The organism is Rhodopseudomonas sp. (genome assembly GCF_013377015.1).
Taxonomy (GTDB): Bacteria; Pseudomonadota; Alphaproteobacteria; order Rhizobiales; family Xanthobacteraceae; genus JARJEH01.
This window is the reverse complement of the sequence record NZ_JACABA010000001.1, coordinates 1,444,756-1,464,167: the sequence shown is the minus strand read 5'-3', so window position 1 is coordinate 1,464,167 and position 19,412 is coordinate 1,444,756. Positions and strand designations below refer to the sequence as shown.

The following is a 19,412-nucleotide window of genomic DNA, read 5'->3' as shown; positions in this document are numbered from 1 at the left end:
TAGAATCTTTCCAGATGCGCCGCCAGTTCGAGAATCATACGCAGCGGCGCCGATTGTAATTATCGCGGCCGCCTTCCGGGCCGGGGAATGCTCAAAGATGAGGCTTTCGGGACGCGGGCTTAAATGTGTGCGGGGCGGCCGCGAAGTCTTTGCCGGTCTCGATTTCGAGGCCGCCAGCGGCGAGGCGGTCGCCGTAGTCGGGCACAACGGCGCCGGCAAGACGTCGCTGCTGCGGCTGGTCGCCGGCCTGCTGACGCTGGCTGGCGGTTCGATCGAGTTGTCGGGCGGCGAGGACGACCTGCCGGTGGCTGAGCAGGCGCATTATCTCGGCCACCGCGACGCGCTGAAGCCGTCGCTGAGCGTCGCAGAAAACCTGTCGTTCTGGCGCGACTTCCTCGGCGGTGAGGCGACCGATCCGGCAATCAGCCTGGAGGCGGTCGGGCTTTCCCATACCGCGCATCTGCCGGCGGCATATCTGTCGGCCGGGCAGCGACGGCGGCTGTCGATTGCCCGCCTGCTGGCGGTGCGCCGGCCGATCTGGCTGCTCGACGAGCCGACCTCGGCGCTCGACGCCGCCGGACAACAGATGTTCGCCGGCCTGATGACCGACCATCTCGACCGCGACGGCCTGATCATCGCCGCCACCCACACGCCGCTAGGCATCGCCGCGCGCGAGTTGCAAATCGGGGGAGGCGCGTGAGCGCGCTGGGTTCCATCATCCGCCGCGACGTGAGGATCGCGCTGCGCGTCGGCGGCGGCGCGTTGATCGGGGTGCTGTTCTTTCTCACCGTGGTGGTGCTGATGCCGTTCGCGGTCGGGCCGGACCTCAAGCTGCTGGCGCGAATCGGTCCCGCGGTGCTCTGGCTCGGGGCGCTGCTCGCCAGCCTGTTGACGCTCGACCGGCTGTTCATGGCCGACGCCGAGGACGGCTCGCTCGATCTGATCGTGATGAGCCGGACCCCGCTGGAGCTGGCCTGCGCCGCCAAGGCGCTGGCGCATTGGCTGGCCGCCGGCCTGCCGCTGATCGTCGCCACGCCGGTGCTCGGTCTGCTGCTCAATCTCGACGGGACGGCGTCATTGGCGGTGATGTTGACGCTGCTGGCCGGAACCCCGGCGCTGACCTTCACCGGCATGATCGGGGCGGCGCTGGCGGTGACGCTGCATCGCGGCGGGCTGCTGATGGCGGTGCTGGTGCTGCCATTGTCGATTCCGGTGCTGATTTTCGGGGTGGCGGCGTCGCAAGCGGCGATTTCCGGGCCGGTTCCGTTCGGCACGCCGTTCTCGATCCTGTGTGCGCTGTCGCTGGCCAGCATGGTGATCGGACCATTTGCCGCAGCGGCCAGCCTGCGTCACGGGCAGGATTGAGTGCCGGGTTTAATCTCGATCAACTCTCGCGGAGCGCGTGTGACGCTAGGGTGCCCGGATTGCCTGCACCGGCCGCTGCGACTATCAGGAATGCCATGAGCCTGACCGACCTCGCCAATCCGACCCGGTTCTTGTCGCTGACCACGCGGATTCTGCCGTGGCTGGCCGGCCTGACCGCGTGCCTGCTGACGCTCGGCCTGATCCAGTCGGCGCTGGCGCCGGACGATTACCAGCAGGGCGCCACCGTCAAGATCATGTTCGTCCACGTCCCCAATGCCTGGCTGTCGATGTTCGTCTGGGGAGTGATGAGTCTTGCCGCGCTCGGCACGCTGGTGTGGCGGCATCCTTTGGCCGACGTCGCCGCCAAGACCGCGGCGCCGATCGGCGCGGCGTTCACCTTCCTGGCGCTATTCACCGGTTCGCTGTGGGGCCGGCCGATGTGGGGCACCTATTGGGAATGGGACGCTCGCCTGACCTCGATGCTGATCCTGTTTCTGATGTATCTCGGGCTGATCGCGCTGTGGCGCGCGGTCGAGGACCCCTCGCGCGCCGCTCGCGCCGCCGCGATCCTGACCCTGGTGGGCGCCATCAACCTGCCGGTGATCAAGTTCTCGGTCGACTGGTGGAACACGCTGCACCAGCCGGCCTCGGTGATGCGGATGGGCGGAACGGCCCTGGACAAGTCCTTCCTGATCCCGCTGCTGGTGATGGCGATCGCGTTCTCGCTGCTGTTCGTCACGCTGCATCTGGCGGCGATGCGCAACGAGATCCTGCGTCGCCGCGTCCGCACCTTGCAGATGATGCAGGCCAGCCGGGCCGGGTCGGTCTGATGGCGCTCGGTCCCTACGCGTCTTTCATCGTGTGGTCCTACGCGGCGGTCGCCATCGTGGTGGCGATCCTGATCGGCTGGGTCGGGTTCGACTACCGGCGCCAGAAAGCGCGGCTACGCGCCCTCGAAGCCGCCGGGGCGGTCCGTCGATCCGGCAAGAGTGCGACGGATATCTCATGAGCGATCAGGCCACTCCCGCACCCCGCCGACCCTGGCTGATGGCGCTGCCGGTGATCATCTTCGCCGCGCTGGCGGCGATCTTCTATTTCGGCCTCGGCGCCGGCGACCACTCGCGTATCCCCTCAGCGCTGATCGGGCGCCCGGCGCCGCCCACCGCGCTGCCGGCGCTGGAGGGCCTCAACCGCGACGACGTCCAGGTCCCGGGGCTCGACCCGGCGCAGTTCAAGGGCAAGGTCAGCGTCGTCAACGTCTGGGCGTCGTGGTGCGTGCCGTGTCACGACGAGGCACCGCTGCTGACGATGCTCAGCGAGGACAAACGGATTCAGATCGTCGGCATCAACTACAAGGACAAGCCCGACAATGCGAGGCGCTTCCTCGGCCGCTACGGCAACCCGTTCTCGGTGGTCGGCGTCGACGGCAACGGCCGCGCTTCGATCGAATGGGGGGTGTACGGCGTGCCGGAAACCTTCGTGGTCGGCCGCGACGGCGCCATCGCCTACAAATTGGTCGGCCCGGTGAGCCCGGATAACCTCGACAAGGTGCTCAAGGTCGAGATCGAAAAAGCGTTGCGGGCAGCCCCTTAACCGACGCTTCTTCGGAGAATTCGCATGAAATACGTCATCCGGATCGGCGCGGCGATCGCGCTGCTGCTGATCGGTGCCGCCGGCTACGTCTATTACGGATTGACCCACCGCCCCGACATCGCGGCCTTTGTCGCCGGCAAGCCGGATACCGACGTGAGATCGACGTCTCCGTTGCGGGTGACGTTCCTCGGCGTCTCGACGCTGCTGTTCGACGACGGCGAGACCAAGATCCTGCTCGACGGTTTTTTCACCCGGCCGAATTCGCGCCAACTGTTTCTGGAGAAGATCGCCCCGGACAAGGCGGTCATTAAGGCCAGCTTGCAGCGCGCCGGGATCGACCGGCTGGCGGCGGTGATCGTCAATCATTCGCATTACGACCACGCCATGGACGCGCCCGAGGTGGCGTTGCAGACCGGTGCGCTGCTGGTCGGTTCGGAATCCACCGCCAATGTCGGGCGCGGCTGGGGCATGCCGGAAGATCGTATCGCGATCCGCCGGCCAGGCGACACGATGAACTTCGGCCGTTTCAAGGTGACGTTATTGCAAAGTCGGCACGTCCCGTCCCCGTTCACCGGCGGCGAGATCACCGCGCCGCTGGTCCCACCGGTGCACGCCAACGCCTATCGCGAAGGAACCAGCTTCGCCGTGCTGATCGAACGCGACGGCAAGGCGCTGTTGATCAACGCCAGCGCCGGGTTCGTTCCGGGTTCGTTCGATGGCCGCCATGCCGACGTGGTGTTTCTTGGCATCGGCCAACTTGGCAAGCAATCGTCGTCCTATATGGGGGCTTACTGGCGGGAATTGATCACACAGACCGGGGCGCGTCGGGTCGTGCCGATTCACTGGGACGATTTCAATCGGCCGCTGGATCAGCCGCTGCAACCGATTCCGATCCTGCTCGACGACATGAATACGTCGATGAGATTCCTGACCGCCGAGGGCGCCAAGGCCGGCGTCGACGTCAAGCTGCCGGAGGCGTGGACCGCTTTCGATCCGCTCGCGGGGCTCCCCGCGCCCGCGCGCTGACCAGACCCATCGCGGTCCAGCCCCGAAATAATTACTGGCTTTTATCTGCCGTTCATTTTGCGGCCATTGCGCCGCCATGAATCGGAAGCTACCTCGTTGGCGTTACTAACAACGTCCTTGGAGGGACTTAACCCATGCGTCATTTCACGCTTGCCTCGCTGACCGCCGCCGCGCTTGCACTCGGCTTTCTTGCTACCGCGCCGGCGATGGCGCAGTCGCCGCAGCCCGCCCCTGCTGCCAAGTCCGACAAGATGGCGCCGGCGCCGAAGGCCGCTCCCGCCGCCACATCCGACAAGATGGCCCCTGCGCCGAAGGCCGAACTGCTGGACATCAATTCGGCGACAGCCGAACAGCTCGAAGCGCTGCCCGGCGTCGGCAAGGCCTATTCGGCCGCGATCATCAAGGGTCGCCCCTACAAGGGCAAGGATGAGCTGGTGCAGAAGAAGATCTTGCCGCAGAAGACCTATGACGGCATCAAGGCCAAGATCATCGCCAAGCAGAGCTGAGCGATCGTCATTACATGATTCGATAACGCACCGGCGCACCCACGCCGGTGCGTTTGTCGTCAGGGTGCTTCGAGAACTCGCCAATCAGCCTTTGCTGATATCGCCGCGCTCACTGTCGGCGGCTTCCAGCGTCGCCGGCTCCAGGTGATGGCGCTTGATCAGCGGCATCTGGGTGAAGGCGAACAGCATGGTCAGCGGCACCATGCCGAACACCTTGAACGCCACCCAGAACTCGGTCGACTGGGTGCGCCAGATGGTCTCGTTCAGCACCGCCATGGCGAAGAACCATAGCGCCCAGCGCAGCGTCAGGATCCGCCAGCCCTGCGGGGTGAGGTTGAACATCTGGTCGAACATGATTGCGATGAACGATTTGCCGAACAGCAATCCGCCACCGAGAATCGCCCCGAACAGCGAATAGACGATGGTCGGCTTCATCTTGATGAAGGTTTCGTCGTGCAGCACCAGCGTCAGCGTGCCGAATACCAGCACGACGATGGCGGTGACGATCGCAATCATCGGCACGTGCCGCGTCACCGCATAGGAAGCGATCATCGCGACCGTCACCGCGACCATGAAGGCGCCGGTGGCGGCGAACAGATTCCATTTCGAATTAACAAAAAAGAAGATCAGCAGCGGCCCGAGCTCGGTGGCGAGCTTGAACAGCGGATGCGGCTTGTTCTTTTCGAGCAGGCTGTCGGTCATGTGGCTTCGGTCCCCGCGATCGCCTGCGCGAAGTCCCGCGCGGTGAACGGCGCGAGATCGTCGACCCCTTCGCCGACGCCGATGAAATGCACCGGCAGTCTGTGCTTCTCCGCCAGCGCCACCAGAATGCCGCCGCGCGCCGTGCCGTCGAGCTTGGTCATCACCAGGCCGGTGACGCCAGCGGTGCGTGCAAACGCCTCGACCTGCGACAGCGCATTTTGTCCCACCGTGGCGTCCAGCACCAGCAGCACCGCGTGCGGCGCGGTGGCATCGACCTTGCGGATGACACGGACCACCTTTTCCAACTCGTTCATCAGTTCCTTGCGGTTCTGCAACCGGCCGGCGGTGTCGATCAGCAACACGTCGCGTCCGTCGTCCTTCGCCGCGGTCACAGCGTTGAATGCCAGACTGGCCGAATCTGCCCCCTGCGCGCCGGCGATCACCGGCGACTTGGTGCGCTCGCCCCAGATCTTCAGCTGCTCGATGGCAGCTGCGCGAAAGGTGTCACCGGCGGCCAGCATCACCTTGCGGCCTTCGCCGGTGAATTTCGCCGCCAGCTTGCCGATCGTGGTGGTCTTGCCGGAGCCGTTGACGCCGACCATCAGAATCACGAACGGCTTCTTGACCGCGTCGATCACCAGCGGCCGCGCCACCTGGGCCAGCACCTTCTCAACCTCGGAGGCCACGATTTCCTTAACGTCATTGGCGGAGATCATCTTGTCGTAGCGCCCGACCCCGACCGCGGCGGCGATCCGCGCCGACACCTCGGTGCCGAGATCGGCGCGCAGCAGCACGTCCTCGATCTCCTCGAGCATCGCCTTGTCGAGCTTGCGCTTGGACACGAACTCGGCCAGCGCGTTGCCGATCGAGCTCGAGGTCCGCTTCAGCCCGCCGGACAGCCGCCGCCACCAGCTCGGCTTTTTGGTTTCAGTCGTGTCGTTCATGATGGGGCTGTGTTAGCGGTTTCACGCCATGAGCGAAAGTCATCCCGAACGAACCGACAGCGCGGAACTGACCGCGGATGAAATGCTGGCCCGGGTGCTGTATCGCGACGGGCTGATGCTGGTGATCGACAAGCCGGCCGGAATGCCGGTGCATCGCGGCCCCAAGGGTGGCGCCAATTTGGAATCCTCGTTCGATTTTCTGCGCTACGGCCTGCCGCGGCCGCCAGTGCTCGCCCACCGCCTCGATCGGGATACCTCCGGCTGCCTGGTTCTGGGCCGCCACCGCAAGGCCACCGCGTCGCTGGGGCTGCTGTTCAAACACGGCCGGATTTCCAAGACCTATTGGGCCGTGGTCGAGGGCGGCCCGGTAGAGGACCAGGGCACCATTGATCTGCCGCTCGGGCGGCTCAACGCCGAACGCGGCTGGTGGCAGAAGGTCGACCCCGAGGGCCAAAAGGCGGTGACGAACTGGACCGTGCGGGGGCGCGGCGACGGTCTGACCTGGATGGCGCTGGAGCCGGTGACCGGCCGCACCCATCAATTGCGGGTGCATTGCGCCGCGATGGGCTGGCCGATCGTCGGCGACAATATCTACGGCAGCGGACCGCGGTTCGGCGAACCGACCCTGCATCTGCATGCCCGCGAGATCGTGATCCCACTGTCGCGCAACAAGCCGCCGGTCGTGGTCACCGCACCGGTCCCGCCGCATCTTCGGCAACGGCTCATGGTCTGCGGGTGGACCCAAGACAGCGAGGAAGCGACCTGATGCGTCGAGCGATTGCATTGAAAAGCCTGATGATTTTGGCGTTGACCGGGCCGCTGATGCCGTTCGCGATGGCGCAACATCAAGGCCACATGCACCATCACGGCGCGGCGCCGGAGAGCGACAGCCGCGAGCTGGTGCAGATGCCGGACGATCTCGTTCGGCCGATGCTCGCCAATATGCGCGATCATCTGGCGGCGCTTCAGGAAATCCAAAGCGCGATCGCGCAAGACAAGCTCGACGAGGCGGCGAGCATCGCCGAAGCCCGGCTTGGGATGTCGTCGCTGACCCTTCACGGCGCCCACGACGTCGCGCCATTCATGCCGGCCGGAATGCAGGACGCCGGCACCGGAATGCACCGCGCCGCCAGCCGGTTCGCCATCGCGGTCAAGGACGCCGCGGTCACCGGCGACAGCAAGCCGGCGCTCGCGGCCTTGGCGGCGGTCACCGCGCAATGCGTCGCCTGCCATGCCGGCTATCGGATCAGATGACGCCGGGCCATCGCCGTCAAAGCGTCAGCCGCTGCCCGTCATGCCCGGCCATCCGCAGCGTCCGCACCGCGCCGGGAGTGTCGCCGACGATCGCCACCGGAATGAAATGATCGGTGCGGCCCAGCGTGGTGCTCTCGATCAGCACCGCCCGGGTCTTGCCGATCTCCGCCTCGAGCCGCCGCCGTAGTGCCGCTTCGCCGGCGTCGCGCAGTCGCCTGGCGCGCTGTTTGATTACGTTGCCATCGACCTGCGGCATCCGCGCCGCCGGCGTGCCAGGCCGCGGCGAATACGGAAACACGTGCAGGAAGCTGAGGTCGCATTCGGTGACCAGGTCCAGCGAGCGCGCAAACATCGCCTCGGTCTCGGTCGGAAACCCGGCGATGATGTCGGCGCCGAAGGCGATGTCCGGGCGCACCCGGCGCAACTCGGAGCAGAAGTCGACCGCATGCTGGCGGCTGTGCCGCCGCTTCATTCGCTTCAGGATGATGTCGTCGCCGGATTGCAGTGACAGATGCAGATGCGGCATCAGCCGCGACTCGTTGGCGATGACGTCGAGCAGATCGCTGTCGGCCTCGATCGAATCGATCGACGAGATCCGCAGCCGCTTCAATTCCGGCACGTGGCGCAGGATCTGTTTGGTCAGCGCGCCGAGCGTCGGCGCGCCGGGAAGGTCGGCGCCGTAGCTGGTGAGATCGACGCCGGTCAGCACGATCTCGGCGTGGCCGCGTTCGGTCAGCGCGCGGACCTGATCGACCACCGCGCCCATCGGCACCGAACGCGAATTACCGCGGCCGAACGGGATGATGCAGAAGGTGCAGCGGTGATCGCAGCCGTTCTGCACCTGCACGAACACCCGCGGCAACCCGCTCTGGAAGCCGTCGAGCAGATGCGGCGCCATCTCGCGCACCGCCATGATGTCGGCCACCGCGATCTTCTGCGTGTCATCGGCATCGAATGCGGCGCGGGCCGCGCGCCAGGCGGCGCCGCGGATCTTGTCGTCATTGCCGACAACACGGTCGACCTCGATCATGTCGGCGAACATTTGCGGCTGGGTCTGCGCGGCGCAGCCGGTGACCACGATCCTTACGTCCGGCCGCTCGCGCTTCAGTCGGCGAATCGATTGGCGGGCCTGCGCCACCGCTTCATTGGTAACCGCACAGGAGTTGATGACGATGGCGTCGGCGATCCCGGCGCCCTCGGCCTCGCGGCGGATCACCTCGGATTCGAACGCATTGAGGCGGCAGCCGAAGGTGACGATTTCGACCGCCATCAGGCCACGGACGCGAACAACGCAGGATCGAACCGGCCCTCGAATTCGAAGGTGGCGGTGCCGGTCATCAGCACGTGATCGTCGCTTTTGCGCCACTCGATGGTGAGGTCGCCTCCGGGCAGCGTGACCTGCACAATGCGGTTGGTCCGCCGCAACCGCGCCGCTGCCACTGCGGTGGCGCAGGCCGCCGAGCCGCAAGCCTTGGTGAGCCCGGCGCCACGCTCCCAGGTCCGGATCGTGATATGATCGCGATCGACGATATGCGCCAGCGTGATATTGGCGCGCTCCGGAAAGATCGGGTGATTCTCCAGCAGCGGCCCGAACCGGCCAAGGTCGTAGGCCTCGACGTCGTCGACCCAGAAGATCGCATGCGGATTGCCCATGCTGACCACCGATGGCGTATGCAGCACCGGCGCGTCGATCGGGCCGATCTGCAATTCGATCGAGCGGGTATCGCGGAACTCCTCCGCCAGCGGAATGTCCTGCCAGCCGAATTTCGGCGGCCCCATGTCGACGGTATAAAGTTCGGGCGTAGGCCCCTGCCAGGTGTTGAGCAGGCCGGCCTTGGTCTCGAACGTCATCGCCGACTTGCCGGTCGCGGCGAATAACTGCCGCGCCACGCAGCGCATGCCATTGCCGCAGGCGCCGGACTCCGAGCCGTCATTATTGTAGATCCGGATGAAGGCGTCGGTGCCGGCGAGCCGCGGTGGCTGCAGCACCATCAGTTGGTCGTAGGGCACGGCATTCGGCGCCGCCACCGCGCGGGCGTCGTCGGCGGTCACCGTCGCAGGGTGGTCGCGCAGATCCACCACCACGATCTCGTTGCCGATCCCGTTCATCTTGCTGAAATGGCGATTTGCCAGCGCGCTCATGAGCCTGTCCTTGCCGAACTTATATGGCGAATGTCGGCGCTTTGGCCAGTACGGCAAATCTGTGTCGGCGGGCCTCGACCAACGGCGCAACCTGATGCCCGATCTGGCAGGGGACGAAAACCGAAGCTGCGTGTTAACGTGGTCACGGACGTTGCGTGTTTGCAGGGCGCCGCGGATCGCAACGGCCGGATACGGCCATGGAGACCTTGGAAATGAACCGCCCCCGTTCTGTTCGCTTGCTGTTGCTCGGGCTGATCCCGGCGACCGCGATGTCGCTCGGCATCGCCGATGCGTGGGCGCAATCGCCACCCCCTGCGGCGCCGTCGGTCGCGGATACGCCGACCGCACCAGTGCCGGCTCCGCCTGCCGCAGCGGTTCCCGAGCCAACCCCTGCGCCGGCTCCCGCGGCACCACCGGCCGCAGCTGCAACGCCGGTGTCACCGCCGGCAGCGGCGCAGGCTCCCGCCGCGTCCCCCGCCCCAGCCGCGCCGCCCGCAACCCCGGCGCCGGTGCAGGCCGCCGATCCTTTCGGCGAGCAAATCACGCTGGAGCCGAAGACCGTGCTGATCCTCAGCAACAATGCCACCTGGGATGCCGCGTTCGAGACCCTGACCGATTCATTCAAGACGCTGACGGCGCTGCTCGACAAGCAGGGGATCAAGCCCGCCGGCAATCCGATGATCGTCTACACCTCGACCGACGATGCCGGGTTCACCTTCCTGGCGGAAATTCCGGTTGCCCAGGAGCCGAAGAATCTGGCCAAGAACATCAGCATCGGCAAATCGCCCGAGGGCAAGGCGCTAAAATTCGTCCATCGCGGCTCCTACGACAACATGGACAATACCTATGAGGCGATCACCAATCACCTTGACGACAAGAAGCTCGAGGCCAAGGATACCTTCCTCGAGGAATACATCACGGACCCGCTGAAGACCGCCGAGGATAAGCTGGTGATCAACGTCTATGTGCCGCTGAAATGATGACGCATCGCGCTCTGATCGCCGCCGCTTTGGCGTCGGCCATGCTGGGGACCGTGCCTGCGCTGGCGCAGACCGCGCCACCGCCGGCGATTTCGGTGACTGGCGAGGCCAGCGTCTCGGTGCCTCCCGACCAGGCCACCATCGATGGCGGCGTCACCACCGAGGCCAGGACCGCGCGCGAAGCGTCGGAGGCCAATAATATCGAGATGGGCAAGGTGCTACTGGCGCTGAAGAACGCCGGCATCGACGGCAAGGATCTGCAGACCTCGCGGCTGTCGCTGCAGCCGCAATATGCCAATCGGACTCAGTCGGGCCCGAACGTGCTGACCGGCTACCGCGCGTCGAACCACGTCACCGTCAAGCTTCGCGATGTCGCCAAACTCGCCAGTGTGATCGACACCATGGTCGGTGCCGGTGCCAACGAGATCGGCGGCATCAATTTCATGGTCGCCTCGGCGTCGAAGTTGCTCGACGACGCTCGCACCCAGGCGATCGCGGACGCCAAACGCAAGGCGGACATCTACGCCCGTGCCGCTGGCGTGGCGCTGGGCGCGCCGCTCAGCATATCGGAGGGCGGCGGACCCGGCCCGTTGGCATACCGCAAGATGGCCGTAGGCATGGCCGCCTCCGCTGCGGTCGCGCCCGGCGAGGAAACGCTAAGCGTATCGGTCAACGTCAGCTGGGCGATCAAGCCAGCGGGGCAGTAATCTCACGGTGTCCTGGACGCCGTGCGGCATTCTTCATGTCGCGTCACAGAGCTGGCGCCGGGCTCGTCAGATTTCCATGACCTGCCCGGGCTGCAATGCGGCAAATCGTTCGCGCGGAATGTTGGCGTGGTCGAGCGCCGCATGCAGCGCCTTGAGAGGCGCGTCGATCGCCTCGTCGGTCAGCTGGAACGTGGCGTGGTGATGCGCCAGCGCCTGTTCGGCGCCGCAGTCTTCCAGTGCCTTCACGGCGTCGGACGGGTTCATGTGCTGGTCCTTCATGAACCAGCGCGGCTCGTATGCCCCGATCGGCAGCAGCGCCAACCGTAGCGGGCCATGGGCATCGCGCACGCGGCGAAAATGCTTGCCCTCGCCATAGCCGGAATCGCACACGACGTAGATCTTGCCCGCCGGCGTTTCCAGCACAAAACTCGCCCACAGCGCCTTGTTGCGATCGAACACCCCGCGTGCGGTCCAGTGCCGCGTCGGCACCAGCGTCACCGCGAGGCCGGAGCCGAGTTCGACGCGGTCGTGCCAGTCGAACGCTTCGGCGCGGATCGCCTCGTCATGCGAGGCCATGGTGAGGTCGTTGCCGAGCGGGGTGATGACGCGCGGCGCATGTTTCGCCGCGAGCTTCGACAGCGTCGCCAGATCGAGGTGGTCGTAATGGCCGTGCGACACCAGCACCACGTCGATCGGCGGCAGCGTATCGAAGGCAATGCCCGGCGCGCTGACCCGCTTAGGCCCGGCGAAGGAGAACGGCGAGGCACGATCAGACCACACCGGATCGACCAGGATATTGACGCTCGCGCTCTGGATCAGCCAGCTGACATGACCGACATAGGACAGTCGCACGCTGCCGCCATCGACGCGCGGCGGCGGCGTGTCGACGTGGCTCGGCGCCCGTTCGGGCCATTTCGCCGGCTTGTGGGTAAAGCGCCAGCGCAGCACTTCGCCGACGCCTTTGGGCTCCGCCCCGTCGGGATCGAAGAAGCGCGTGCCGTCGAAATGGTCCGAGACCGGGCCGGTGTAGTTCGCCATGCGGGAGATCCAGAAGGTTGGGAGGCCGGCCGTGGCGCCAAGCCATGCCAGCAAGTTCAGAACTCTCCGACGTGCAATCAAGGGTTTGGCCTAATCATGCCGCGCCGATCAGCGGCACGGCTTCGGCCCGCGCTGCGCGGGCCAACGCCTGGTCCAGCGTCGCCAGCGCTATTCCTTCGCGCTGCGCCAGTTCCAGATAGGCGGCATCGTAGAAGCTCAGGCGATGGCGGTTTGCGAGCGCGAAGATTGCGCCGGGCGCCGTCGGCAACGGGGAGATCTCGATTCGGATGCGCTCGATACGAGCCAGCAGGTCCACAGTCCTGTCCGCCGTGATTCGCCCACGCCTGATCCCGACGAGTGCCGCGTTCCGAAGTTCAAACCATAGGATAGCCGGCGCTGATGGCTGGATCATTTTGGCAAGATCCAGGGCAAAGTCGGCGATCGGGTTCGCCTCGTCAAAGCACCAAGCCACCGCAGTGGAGGCGTCGAGCACGAACGTCATTCAGAAGCGCCGCCCCTCATCGCGCCAAGCAAGGATTTCCTCGATCGTCACCGGTCCCGAGCCTTTGCGCAACTCCTTGAGCTCTTCGATCGCCTGCACGACGTCGGCGGGACGCCGGTTCTCGGGCGGCGCAATACGCGCGACCACCTTGCCGTGACGCGTGATCGCAATTGTCTCGCCTTGCTCCACCTGATCCAGCAATTCGGAGAATTTCGCTTTGGCTTCTGACGCTTGAATTTGCTTCATGAGTTTCAACCGGTCAATTTGACCGGTTAAAACTAGCAGATGGCCAGCCAGCGTCAAGCTGGCTGATGGGGTCGATGCTGCAGAGCTTGAACTCAGGCCTCAGTCGGCGTATTGATCCGGCCAATCTCGAAAAGTCTTCTTTTCGACCCGCCGCCCGGCCCAAGAGGCCGGAGGTCAACGCCCGACAGCGCGATGCGCCCTCGGGCGCGATATTGGTTTGTGCAGGCCTTTCTGAGGCCGTTGTCTGGGTTTGTGCCGATGTTCGACAATCTGTCGGAAAAACTGGGTGGGATTCTCGACCGCTTGACGCGGCGCGGCTCGCTGTCCGAGGCCGACGTCGATCTGGCGATGCGCGAAGTGCGTCGCGCGCTGCTTGAGGCCGACGTCGCGCTCGACGTGGTGCGCAGCTTCACCGAACGGGTCCGCGAGCAGGCGATCGGCGCCACCGTGGTGAAGTCGGTGACGCCGGGCCAGATGGTGGTCAAGATCGTCCATGACGAGCTGATCGCCACGCTCGGCTCCGAAGGCCAGACCATCGACCTCAACGCCGTGCCGCCGGTGGCCATCATGATGGTCGGCCTGCAGGGCTCCGGCAAAACCACCACCACCGCCAAGCTCGCCCGCCGCCTGACCCAGCGCGACAAGCGTAAAGTTCTGATGGCGTCGCTCGACGTCTATCGTCCGGCGGCGATGGAGCAGCTCGCGGTGCTCGGCCGCGACCTTCAGATCGAAACGCTGCCGATCGTTCCCGGTCAGAAGCCGGCGCAGATCGCGCGCCGCGCGCTCGAAGCCGCCAAGCTCGGCGGCTACGACGTGCTGCTGCTCGACACCGCCGGCCGAACCACGCTCGACGACGAGATGATGGCGGAAGCCGCCGAGATCAAAGCCGTCGCCACCCCGCACGAAGTGCTGCTGGTCGCCGACTCGCTGACCGGCCAGGACGCGGTCAATCTGGCGCGCTCGTTCGACGAACGCGTTGGGCTGACCGGCATCGTGCTGACGCGGGTCGACGGCGACGGCCGCGGCGGCGCCGCGCTGTCGATGCGCGCGGTCACCGGCAAGCCGATCAAATTGATCGGCACCGGCGAAAAGACCGACGCGCTGGAAGATTTTCACCCCGACCGGATCGCCGGCCGGATCCTCGGCATGGGCGACGTGGTGTCGCTGGTCGAGAAGGCCGCCTCGCATCTCGACGCCGAGAAGGCCGCCGCCGTCGCCGAGAAGATGCGCAAGGGCCAGTTCGATCTGACCGACATGCGCGATCAGTTGCAGCAGATGACCAAGATGGGCGGCATCGGCGGGCTGATGGGCATGATGCCCGGCATCTCCAAGATGAAGAACCAGATCGCCGCCGCGGGCCTCGACGACCGGGTGCTGAAGCGCCAGATCGCGGTGATCGATTCGATGACCCGGCAGGAGCGCAAGCATCCCGACATTCTCAAGGCCAGCCGCAAGAAGCGGATCGCCGCGGGCGCCGGGCTGAAGGTCGAGGAAGTCAACAAGCTGCTGAAGATGCATCGCAACATGGCCGACATGATGAAGGCCGTGGGGCGCGGCAAGGGCGGCCCGATGGCCGGCCTGGCGCAAGCGATGGGCTTTGGCGGCGGGTTGCCGTCGGCCGAACAGATCAAGGCGATGGCCGAGAAGATGCCGGGCGGCTTGCCGCCGGGCGGTCAGTTGCCGGAGCTGCCGAAGGATCTTCCGCCCAGCCTGCGCTCCGGATTACCGAAACTGCCAGGCCTCACCGGTCTCAGCGGCATGCCGAAATTGCCTGGCCTTGGTGGCTTTCCCGGCTTCGGCAAGAAGAAATAATCCCGATCACCCACCTCTTTTGAAACGTTCACCAGGAGAACTCAATGTCAGTCGTCATCCGCCTCGCCCGCGCCGGCACCAAGAAGCGCCCGGTCTATCACGTCGTCGTCGCCGACTCGCGCTTCCCCCGCGACGGTCGCTTCATAGAGCGGCTCGGCCATTTCAATCCGCTGCTGGCCAAGGACAATGAGCTGCGGCTGAAGCTCGACATGGACAAGGTCAAGGGCTGGCTCGCCAAGGGCGCGCAGCCATCGGACCGCGTCGCGCGTTTCCTCGATGCCGCCGGCGTTGCCAAGCGCGCGCCGCGCAACAATCCGGAAAAGGCCGTGCCGCGCAAGGAGCGCAAGGCCGCCGCCGAAGCCGCCGCGAAGAAGTAAGGCCGGCTGATGCCGGCCGGGCAGATCTGCGTCGCCCGGATCGGCGCGCCGCATGGCGTGCGCGGCGCGGTGAAGCTGTGGACCTTCACCGAGGACCCGATGGCGGTGCGGGACTATGGCCCAGTCCTGACCAAGGATGGCGCGCGATCGTTCGAAGTTGAGACGGCGCGCGAGGCCAACGGCCATCTGGTGGCGACGCTGAAAGGCGTCGCCAGTCGCGAGGACGCCGAACGCCTCAACGGCGTCGAGCTCTACATCGCGCGCGATAAATTGCCCGCGACCAACGACGACGAATACTACCACGCCGATCTGATCGGGCTCGCCGCCGTTACCACGGCCGACCAGCCGATAGGTCGCGTCATCGCGGTTCACAATTTCGGCGCCGGCGACATCATCGAAATCGCGCCGCCGAGCGGCTCGACGCTGCTGCTGCCGTTCACCAACGCGGTGGTGCCGACGGTCGATCTGGCCGGCGGCCGGGTGGTGATCGAATTGCCGGCGGAGATCGAGGGCGACGGCCCGGATCAGGCGGAGAGCTGAGGCAGGTTCATCGTGTCCCGGGTGCGGCTTAGCGCACGACGCCGTATCACATTCATCCGTCATCGTCGGGCTTGACCCGCCTGCGGGGCCGAAGCCCCTTCGGCGCGGCGAAGGCCCGGCGATCCATCATTTCGCGAAGAAGATGGATACGCGGGTCAAGCCCGCGTATGACGCATCGGTTTGTTTGCAAGGCATCTCAAATATGTGGCGCGCCACCGTCCTCACTTTGTTTCCCGAGATGTTCCCGGGGCCGCTCGGCATCAGCCTGGCGGGGCGGGCGCTGGCGGCCGGGCTGTGGGCGCTGGAGGCGCGGGACATCCGCGACTCGGCCACTGACCGACACCGCAGCGTCGACGATACCCCGGCCGGCGGCGGCCCCGGCATGGTGCTGCGCGCCGACGTGCTGGCGGCTGCGATCGACGCCGCTGGCGCCGGTGCGGAGCGGCCACGGCTGGTGATGAGCCCGCGCGGTCGGCCATTGACCCAGGCGAGGGTGTCGGAACTGGCGGCGGGGCCGGGGCCGCTGATCGTCTGCGGAAGGTTCGAGGGCATCGACCAGCGCGTCATCGATGCCCGCGGGCTCGAGGAGGTCTCGATCGGGGACTACGTGCTGTCCGGCGGCGAAATCGCCGCCCTCGCGCTGATCGACGCCTGCGTCCGGCTGCTGCCCGGGGTGATGGGCAGGCTGGAATCCGGAACCGACGAGAGCTTCTCCGCCGGATTGCTGGAATATCCGCAATATACCCGCCCGCAGCTGTTCGAAGGCCGCGAGATCCCGGAAATCCTCACCTCCGGGGACCATGCCAGGGTCGCGGCTTGGCGCCAGGCCGAGGCCGAGGCGCTGACCAGGACCCGCCGGCCGGACCTCTGGGCGGCGCGGCCGACGCCGCCTCGGCAAAAACCGCCAAAAAACGCGACGGACGGGTGACAAGCCGTCAGCTTTGCCGTATAGCAGCGCCAAATCCGTGCAATGGCAGGATAAGTGGATCTTCGCGCAGCCCGCGCCGGGATGGCTGGGCGCGCCGCCGATGGAGAATTGCAATGAATCTCATTCAGACGCTCGAAAAAGAGCAGTTCGACAAGCTCTCCGCCGGCAAGGAAATTCCGGAGTTCGGGCCCGGCGACACCGTGATCGTCAACGTCAAGGTCGTCGAAGGCGAGCGCTCCCGCGTGCAGGCCTATGAAGGCGTCTGCATCGGCCGCTCCGGCGGCGGCATCAATGAAAGCTTCACCGTGCGGAAGATTTCCTACGGCGAGGGCGTCGAGCGCGTGTTCCCGCTGCTGTCCCCGATGATCGACTCGATCAAGGTGGTGCGCCGCGGCAAGGTGCGTCGCGCCAAGCTGTATTACCTGCGCAATCTGCGCGGCAAGTCGGCGCGCATCGTCGAGAAGAAGTCCGAGCGTCCGGCTAAGGTCACCGCCACCGCCGCCGAGTAATTTCGGCAGCGCAGCAGAGTTTTCGGAAAAGCGCGGCGCAAGCCGCGCTTTTTTGTTGGGCGCCGCAGGAGCTGTCATTGCGAGGAGCGAAGCGACGAAGCAATCCAGTTTCTGCTTGTGACTTCTGGATTGCTTCGCTTCGCTCGCAATGACGAGCCGAAGCGTTGTCGTGCTGCCGCTTCGTGCTATATGGATGGAATGTTTCCAGAGCGTCAGATCATCGCACGCATCGTGCTCGACGACCGCATCCGCCTGCCATGGCGGTTTTTCGGCCGGCTGACGACGGCTGCGCTGACGGCTTGAGCGCACCGCGCTCGCCGCGTGCTCGTCGCTCCCATTTCGATTCCGAACCAAGGTTCAAGCTCATGTCCGATTCAACATCCAAGCCGACCACGCTGTACGACAAGATCTGGAACGACCATCTGGTCCACGAGGCCGCTGACGGCACCTGCCTGCTCTACATCGATCGCCATCTGGTGCATGAAGTCACCAGCCCGCAGGCGTTCGAAGGGCTGCGCACCACCGGACGAAAAGTGCATTCGCCGGAGAAGACGCTGGCCGTGGTCGATCACAACGTGCCGACCACCGATCGCAGCAAGCCCAACCCCGATCCGGAAAGCGCCGAGCAGATCGCCGCGCTGGCCGAGAACGCCCGCGAATTCGGCGTCACCTATTACAATGAGCACGACAAGCGCCAGGGCGTCGTCCACGTCATCGGCCCCGAGCAGGGCTTTACTCTGCCCGGCACCACCATCGTCTGCGGCGATAGCCACACCTCGACCCATGGCGCGTTCGGCGCGCTGGCGCACGGCATCGGCACCTCGGAAGTCGAGCACGTGCTGGCAACGCAGACGCTGATCCAGAAGAAGGCCAAGAACATGCGGGTCAACGTCGAAGGCGATTTGCCGGACGGCGTCACCGCCAAGGACATCATCCTCGCCATCATCGGCGAGATCGGCACCGCCGGCGGCACCGGCTATGTGCTGGAATATGCCGGCGATGCAATCCGCGCGCTGTCGATGGAAGGCCGCATGACGGTCTGCAACATGTCGATCGAAGGCGGCGCCCGCGCCGGACTGATCGCGCCGGACGAGAAAGCCTACGCCTATCTGAAGGGCCGCCCGATGGCACCGACCGGCGCCACCTGGGACGCGGCGATGCGCTACTGGGAAACGCTGCGCTCCGACGAGGGCGCGCATTTCGATCACGAGATCCGGCTCGACGCCGCAGCCTTGCCGCCGATCGTGACCTGGGGCACCAGCCCCGAGGACGTGGTGTCGATTTCGGGCTATGTGCCGAACCCCGCCGACATCGCCGACGAAGCCAAGCGGCTCTCCAAGGAGCGCGCGCTGGCTTATATGGGGCTGACCGCGGGCACCAAAATCACCGACATCAAGATCGATCGCATGTTCATCGGTTCCTGCACCAACGGCCGGATCGAGGATCTGCGCGCGGCGGCGAAAGTGGCCGAGGGCAAGACCGTCAACGGCCACGTCAACGCCATCATCGTGCCGGGTTCCGGGCTGGTGAAGGAACAGGCCGAGGCCGAAGGTCTCGACAAGATCTTCATCAAGGCCGGCTTCGAATGGCGCGAGCCGGGCTGCTCGATGTGCTTGGCGATGAATCCCGACAAGCTCGCCCCGGAAGAGCGCTGTGCCTCGACCTCGAACCGTAACTTCGAAGGCCGTCAGGGTTTCAAGGGCCGCACCCATCTGGTGTCGCCGGCGATGGCGGCGGCGGCGGCGATCGCCGGGCACTTCGTCGATATCAGGGAGTGGCGCTGAGCCACGTTGCTGAGCTTCGAACACAAACAACAGGCGCCCATCGGGCGCCTGTTTCCGTTCGGCAATCGGTCAGAGCTCAATAATACACCCGCCGGACGTGGTGGTGGTGCCGGTGGTGGTGATGACGGTGCAAGTGATGCCGCCACGGCTTGTAGCGGCAGATCTGGCGCGGGCCGTAATAGGTGAAGACGATTCGGCAGGACCGGCGCGGATAATAGTAGCGCGGCGCGTAGTCGTAATACGGGGTGTAACCGTAATACGGAGCGTAGCCATAGTAGCGCGGCCGGAAGTGGTGGCGGCGATAGCCGTAGTGCCGGGCCGGCGCGTAGTGCGGCCGAAAGATCGGCGCGCCGTAGCGCAAGCCGCCGCCGCGATAGATCGCGCCGCCGCGGAACCCGGGGCGAAAGCCGCCGCCGAGAACCGCGCCGCCGCCCCGGAATCCGCCGCCGTGAAATGC

Annotated in this window: 24 protein-coding genes and 1 pseudogene; 17 read left to right on the top strand and 8 right to left on the bottom strand. The window is 65.8% G+C overall.

The annotated features are described in order from the left end of the window. Window positions 1–97 precede the first annotated feature (97 nt). The 7 genes from ccmA (at window position 98) to HXX15_RS06970 (ending at window position 4,490) form a co-directional block, all read left to right on the top strand. Window positions 98–700, top strand: coding sequence for a heme ABC exporter ATP-binding protein CcmA (ccmA, locus tag HXX15_RS07000; protein ID WP_296514111.1), 603 nt, complete (start codon window positions 98–100; stop codon window positions 698–700). After that, window positions 697–1,365, top strand: coding sequence for a heme exporter protein CcmB (gene ccmB / locus HXX15_RS06995; protein ID WP_296514109.1), 669 nt, complete (start codon window positions 697–699; stop codon window positions 1,363–1,365). The genes ccmA and ccmB overlap by 4 nt, the downstream gene beginning before the upstream one ends. 95 nt (window positions 1,366–1,460) lie before the next feature. After that, entirely contained in the window at window positions 1,461–2,195 is a 735-nt protein-coding gene (locus HXX15_RS06990; RefSeq protein WP_296514106.1) for a heme ABC transporter permease, read from the top strand. Next, window positions 2,195–2,374 (top strand): heme exporter protein CcmD, encoded by a 180-nt coding sequence (gene ccmD / locus HXX15_RS06985; RefSeq protein WP_296514103.1) that lies wholly within the window; start codon window positions 2,195–2,197, stop codon window positions 2,372–2,374. Before HXX15_RS06990 ends, ccmD begins: the two co-directional genes overlap by 1 nt. Next, on the top strand, window positions 2,371–2,958 hold the full coding sequence (locus tag HXX15_RS06980) for a DsbE family thiol:disulfide interchange protein (RefSeq protein WP_296514101.1): 588 nt from the start codon (window positions 2,371–2,373) through the stop codon (window positions 2,956–2,958). The genes ccmD and HXX15_RS06980 overlap by 4 nt, the downstream gene beginning before the upstream one ends. A 24-nt stretch (window positions 2,959–2,982) precedes the next feature. Then, entirely contained in the window at window positions 2,983–3,984 is a 1,002-nt protein-coding gene (locus HXX15_RS06975) for an MBL fold metallo-hydrolase (RefSeq protein ID WP_296514099.1), read from the top strand. 134 nt (window positions 3,985–4,118) lie between these two features. Next, a complete protein-coding gene (locus HXX15_RS06970) occupies window positions 4,119–4,490 on the top strand; it encodes a helix-hairpin-helix domain-containing protein (RefSeq protein ID WP_296514097.1) in 372 nt (123 codons plus the stop codon). An 84-nt stretch (window positions 4,491–4,574) separates the two neighbouring features. On the opposite strand, the gene HXX15_RS06965 is transcribed toward HXX15_RS06970, so the two are convergent. Together HXX15_RS06965 and ftsY are read right to left on the bottom strand one after the other, a co-directional pair. Further along, the gene (locus tag HXX15_RS06965; RefSeq protein ID WP_296514094.1) at window positions 4,575–5,192 is read right to left on the bottom strand and encodes a septation protein A; all 618 of its coding nucleotides are present in this window, start codon (window positions 5,190–5,192) and stop codon (window positions 4,575–4,577) included. Then, window positions 5,189–6,136 carry a signal recognition particle-docking protein FtsY gene (gene ftsY / locus HXX15_RS06960; protein ID WP_296514091.1) on the bottom strand — a complete coding sequence of 316 codons (948 nt, stop codon included), beginning with the start codon at window positions 6,134–6,136 and terminating at the stop codon, window positions 5,189–5,191. The genes HXX15_RS06965 and ftsY overlap by 4 nt, the downstream gene beginning before the upstream one ends. A 28-nt stretch (window positions 6,137–6,164) precedes the next feature. On the opposite strand from ftsY, the gene HXX15_RS06955 reads away from it, so the two are divergent. Both HXX15_RS06955 and HXX15_RS06950 read left to right on the top strand, forming a co-directional pair. Beyond that, window positions 6,165–6,902, top strand: coding sequence for an RluA family pseudouridine synthase (locus HXX15_RS06955; RefSeq protein WP_296514088.1), 738 nt, complete (start codon window positions 6,165–6,167; stop codon window positions 6,900–6,902). Next, window positions 6,902–7,390 (top strand): hypothetical protein, encoded by a 489-nt coding sequence (locus HXX15_RS06950; protein WP_296514086.1) that lies wholly within the window; start codon window positions 6,902–6,904, stop codon window positions 7,388–7,390. Before HXX15_RS06955 ends, HXX15_RS06950 begins: the two co-directional genes overlap by 1 nt. A 16-nt stretch (window positions 7,391–7,406) precedes the next feature. On the opposite strand, the gene mtaB is transcribed toward HXX15_RS06950, so the two are convergent. Together mtaB and dapF are read right to left on the bottom strand one after the other, a co-directional pair. After that, a complete protein-coding gene (mtaB, locus tag HXX15_RS06945; RefSeq protein WP_296514083.1) occupies window positions 7,407–8,660 on the bottom strand; it encodes a tRNA (N(6)-L-threonylcarbamoyladenosine(37)-C(2))-methylthiotransferase MtaB in 1,254 nt (417 codons plus the stop codon). Then, entirely contained in the window at window positions 8,660–9,532 is an 873-nt protein-coding gene (gene dapF / locus HXX15_RS06940) for a diaminopimelate epimerase (protein WP_296514081.1), read from the bottom strand. Before dapF ends, mtaB begins: the two co-directional genes overlap by 1 nt. 212 nt (window positions 9,533–9,744) lie before the next feature. On the opposite strand from dapF, the gene HXX15_RS06935 reads away from it, so the two are divergent. Together HXX15_RS06935 and HXX15_RS06930 are read left to right on the top strand one after the other, a co-directional pair. Beyond that, complete coding sequence (locus HXX15_RS06935; protein WP_296514078.1) at window positions 9,745–10,512, top strand: GyrI-like domain-containing protein; 768 nt, start codon at window positions 9,745–9,747, stop codon at window positions 10,510–10,512. Next, window positions 10,512–11,219, top strand: a complete 708-nt coding sequence (locus HXX15_RS06930) for an SIMPL domain-containing protein (protein ID WP_296514076.1) — start codon at window positions 10,512–10,514, stop codon at window positions 11,217–11,219. The genes HXX15_RS06935 and HXX15_RS06930 overlap by 1 nt, the downstream gene beginning before the upstream one ends. A gap of 66 nt (window positions 11,220–11,285) precedes the next feature. Here the strand turns inward: HXX15_RS06930 and HXX15_RS06925 are convergent, their stop codons facing one another. The 3 genes from HXX15_RS06925 to HXX15_RS06915 all read right to left on the bottom strand — a co-directional run bounded on the left by HXX15_RS06925 (window position 11,286) and on the right by HXX15_RS06915 (window position 13,062). Next, window positions 11,286–12,257, bottom strand: a complete 972-nt coding sequence (locus HXX15_RS06925) for an MBL fold metallo-hydrolase (protein ID WP_296514073.1) — start codon at window positions 12,255–12,257, stop codon at window positions 11,286–11,288. 94 nt (window positions 12,258–12,351) lie between these two features. Beyond that, entirely contained in the window at window positions 12,352–12,759 is a 408-nt protein-coding gene (locus HXX15_RS06920) for a type II toxin-antitoxin system VapC family toxin (RefSeq protein ID WP_296514069.1), read from the bottom strand. After that, window positions 12,760–13,062, bottom strand: a complete 303-nt coding sequence (locus HXX15_RS06915; RefSeq protein WP_296514066.1) for a type II toxin-antitoxin system prevent-host-death family antitoxin — start codon at window positions 13,060–13,062, stop codon at window positions 12,760–12,762. It lies immediately after the preceding gene. A gap of 201 nt (window positions 13,063–13,263) precedes the next feature. Here HXX15_RS06915 and ffh point away from each other — a divergent pair, with 201 nt between their 5' ends. The 6 genes from ffh (at window position 13,264) to leuC (ending at window position 18,955) form a co-directional block, all read left to right on the top strand. Next, window positions 13,264–14,817: a signal recognition particle protein gene (ffh, locus tag HXX15_RS06910; protein ID WP_296514064.1), complete on the top strand. Its 1,554-nt coding sequence runs from the start codon at window positions 13,264–13,266 to the stop codon at window positions 14,815–14,817. Window positions 14,818–14,861: 44 nt separating this feature from the next. Then, on the top strand, window positions 14,862–15,194 hold the full coding sequence (gene rpsP / locus HXX15_RS06905) for a 30S ribosomal protein S16 (RefSeq protein WP_296514060.1): 333 nt from the start codon (window positions 14,862–14,864) through the stop codon (window positions 15,192–15,194). A gap of 9 nt (window positions 15,195–15,203) precedes the next feature. Continuing rightward, entirely contained in the window at window positions 15,204–15,734 is a 531-nt protein-coding gene (gene rimM, locus HXX15_RS06900; protein ID WP_296514057.1) for a ribosome maturation factor RimM, read from the top strand. Window positions 15,735–15,936: 202 nt separating this feature from the next. Continuing rightward, entirely contained in the window at window positions 15,937–16,662 is a 726-nt protein-coding gene (gene trmD / locus HXX15_RS06895; RefSeq protein WP_296514054.1) for a tRNA (guanosine(37)-N1)-methyltransferase TrmD, read from the top strand. Between the two features lie 113 nt (window positions 16,663–16,775). Next, window positions 16,776–17,171 (top strand): 50S ribosomal protein L19, encoded by a 396-nt coding sequence (gene rplS / locus HXX15_RS06890; RefSeq protein WP_296514050.1) that lies wholly within the window; start codon window positions 16,776–16,778, stop codon window positions 17,169–17,171. 365 nt (window positions 17,172–17,536) lie between these two features. Further along, window positions 17,537–18,955: a 3-isopropylmalate dehydratase large subunit gene (leuC, locus tag HXX15_RS06885; RefSeq protein WP_296514048.1), complete on the top strand. Its 1,419-nt coding sequence runs from the start codon at window positions 17,537–17,539 to the stop codon at window positions 18,953–18,955. Between the two features lie 76 nt (window positions 18,956–19,031). Here the strand turns inward: leuC and HXX15_RS06880 are convergent. Then, window positions 19,032–19,412, bottom strand: a pseudogene (locus HXX15_RS06880) (hypothetical protein); the annotation flags it as partial.

What these genes read in the sequence shown, in the direction of transcription:
- ffh (WP_296514064.1), top strand. Translation starts at nt 13,264, where the DNA reads ATGTTCGACAATCTGTCGGAAAAACTGGGTGGGATTCTCGACCGCTTG.
- HXX15_RS06965 (WP_296514094.1), bottom strand. Translation starts at nt 5,192, where the DNA reads ATGACCGACAGCCTGCTCGAAAAGAACAAGCCGCATCCGCTGTTCAAG.
- HXX15_RS06935 (WP_296514078.1), top strand. Translation starts at nt 9,745, where the DNA reads ATGAACCGCCCCCGTTCTGTTCGCTTGCTGTTGCTCGGGCTGATCCCG.
- HXX15_RS06970 (WP_296514097.1), top strand. Translation starts at nt 4,119, where the DNA reads ATGCGTCATTTCACGCTTGCCTCGCTGACCGCCGCCGCGCTTGCACTC.
- leuC (WP_296514048.1), top strand. Translation starts at nt 17,537, where the DNA reads ATGTCCGATTCAACATCCAAGCCGACCACGCTGTACGACAAGATCTGG.
- HXX15_RS06920 (WP_296514069.1), bottom strand. Translation starts at nt 12,759, where the DNA reads ATGACGTTCGTGCTCGACGCCTCCACTGCGGTGGCTTGGTGCTTTGAC.
- HXX15_RS06990 (WP_296514106.1), top strand. Translation starts at nt 1,461, where the DNA reads ATGAGCCTGACCGACCTCGCCAATCCGACCCGGTTCTTGTCGCTGACC.
- HXX15_RS06955 (WP_296514088.1), top strand. Translation starts at nt 6,165, where the DNA reads ATGAGCGAAAGTCATCCCGAACGAACCGACAGCGCGGAACTGACCGCG.
- HXX15_RS06925 (WP_296514073.1), bottom strand. Translation starts at nt 12,257, where the DNA reads ATGGCGAACTACACCGGCCCGGTCTCGGACCATTTCGACGGCACGCGC.
- rimM (WP_296514057.1), top strand. Translation starts at nt 15,204, where the DNA reads ATGCCGGCCGGGCAGATCTGCGTCGCCCGGATCGGCGCGCCGCATGGC.
- ccmD (WP_296514103.1), top strand. Translation starts at nt 2,195, where the DNA reads ATGGCGCTCGGTCCCTACGCGTCTTTCATCGTGTGGTCCTACGCGGCG.
- ccmA (WP_296514111.1), top strand. Translation starts at nt 98, where the DNA reads ATGAGGCTTTCGGGACGCGGGCTTAAATGTGTGCGGGGCGGCCGCGAA.
- ftsY (WP_296514091.1), bottom strand. Translation starts at nt 6,136, where the DNA reads ATGAACGACACGACTGAAACCAAAAAGCCGAGCTGGTGGCGGCGGCTG.
- rpsP (WP_296514060.1), top strand. Translation starts at nt 14,862, where the DNA reads ATGTCAGTCGTCATCCGCCTCGCCCGCGCCGGCACCAAGAAGCGCCCG.
- mtaB (WP_296514083.1), bottom strand. Translation starts at nt 8,660, where the DNA reads ATGGCGGTCGAAATCGTCACCTTCGGCTGCCGCCTCAATGCGTTCGAA.
- HXX15_RS06975 (WP_296514099.1), top strand. Translation starts at nt 2,983, where the DNA reads ATGAAATACGTCATCCGGATCGGCGCGGCGATCGCGCTGCTGCTGATC.
- trmD (WP_296514054.1), top strand. Translation starts at nt 15,937, where the DNA reads ATGTGGCGCGCCACCGTCCTCACTTTGTTTCCCGAGATGTTCCCGGGG.
- dapF (WP_296514081.1), bottom strand. Translation starts at nt 9,532, where the DNA reads ATGAGCGCGCTGGCAAATCGCCATTTCAGCAAGATGAACGGGATCGGC.
- HXX15_RS06950 (WP_296514086.1), top strand. Translation starts at nt 6,902, where the DNA reads ATGCGTCGAGCGATTGCATTGAAAAGCCTGATGATTTTGGCGTTGACC.
- rplS (WP_296514050.1), top strand. Translation starts at nt 16,776, where the DNA reads ATGAATCTCATTCAGACGCTCGAAAAAGAGCAGTTCGACAAGCTCTCC.
- HXX15_RS06980 (WP_296514101.1), top strand. Translation starts at nt 2,371, where the DNA reads ATGAGCGATCAGGCCACTCCCGCACCCCGCCGACCCTGGCTGATGGCG.
- HXX15_RS06930 (WP_296514076.1), top strand. Translation starts at nt 10,512, where the DNA reads ATGACGCATCGCGCTCTGATCGCCGCCGCTTTGGCGTCGGCCATGCTG.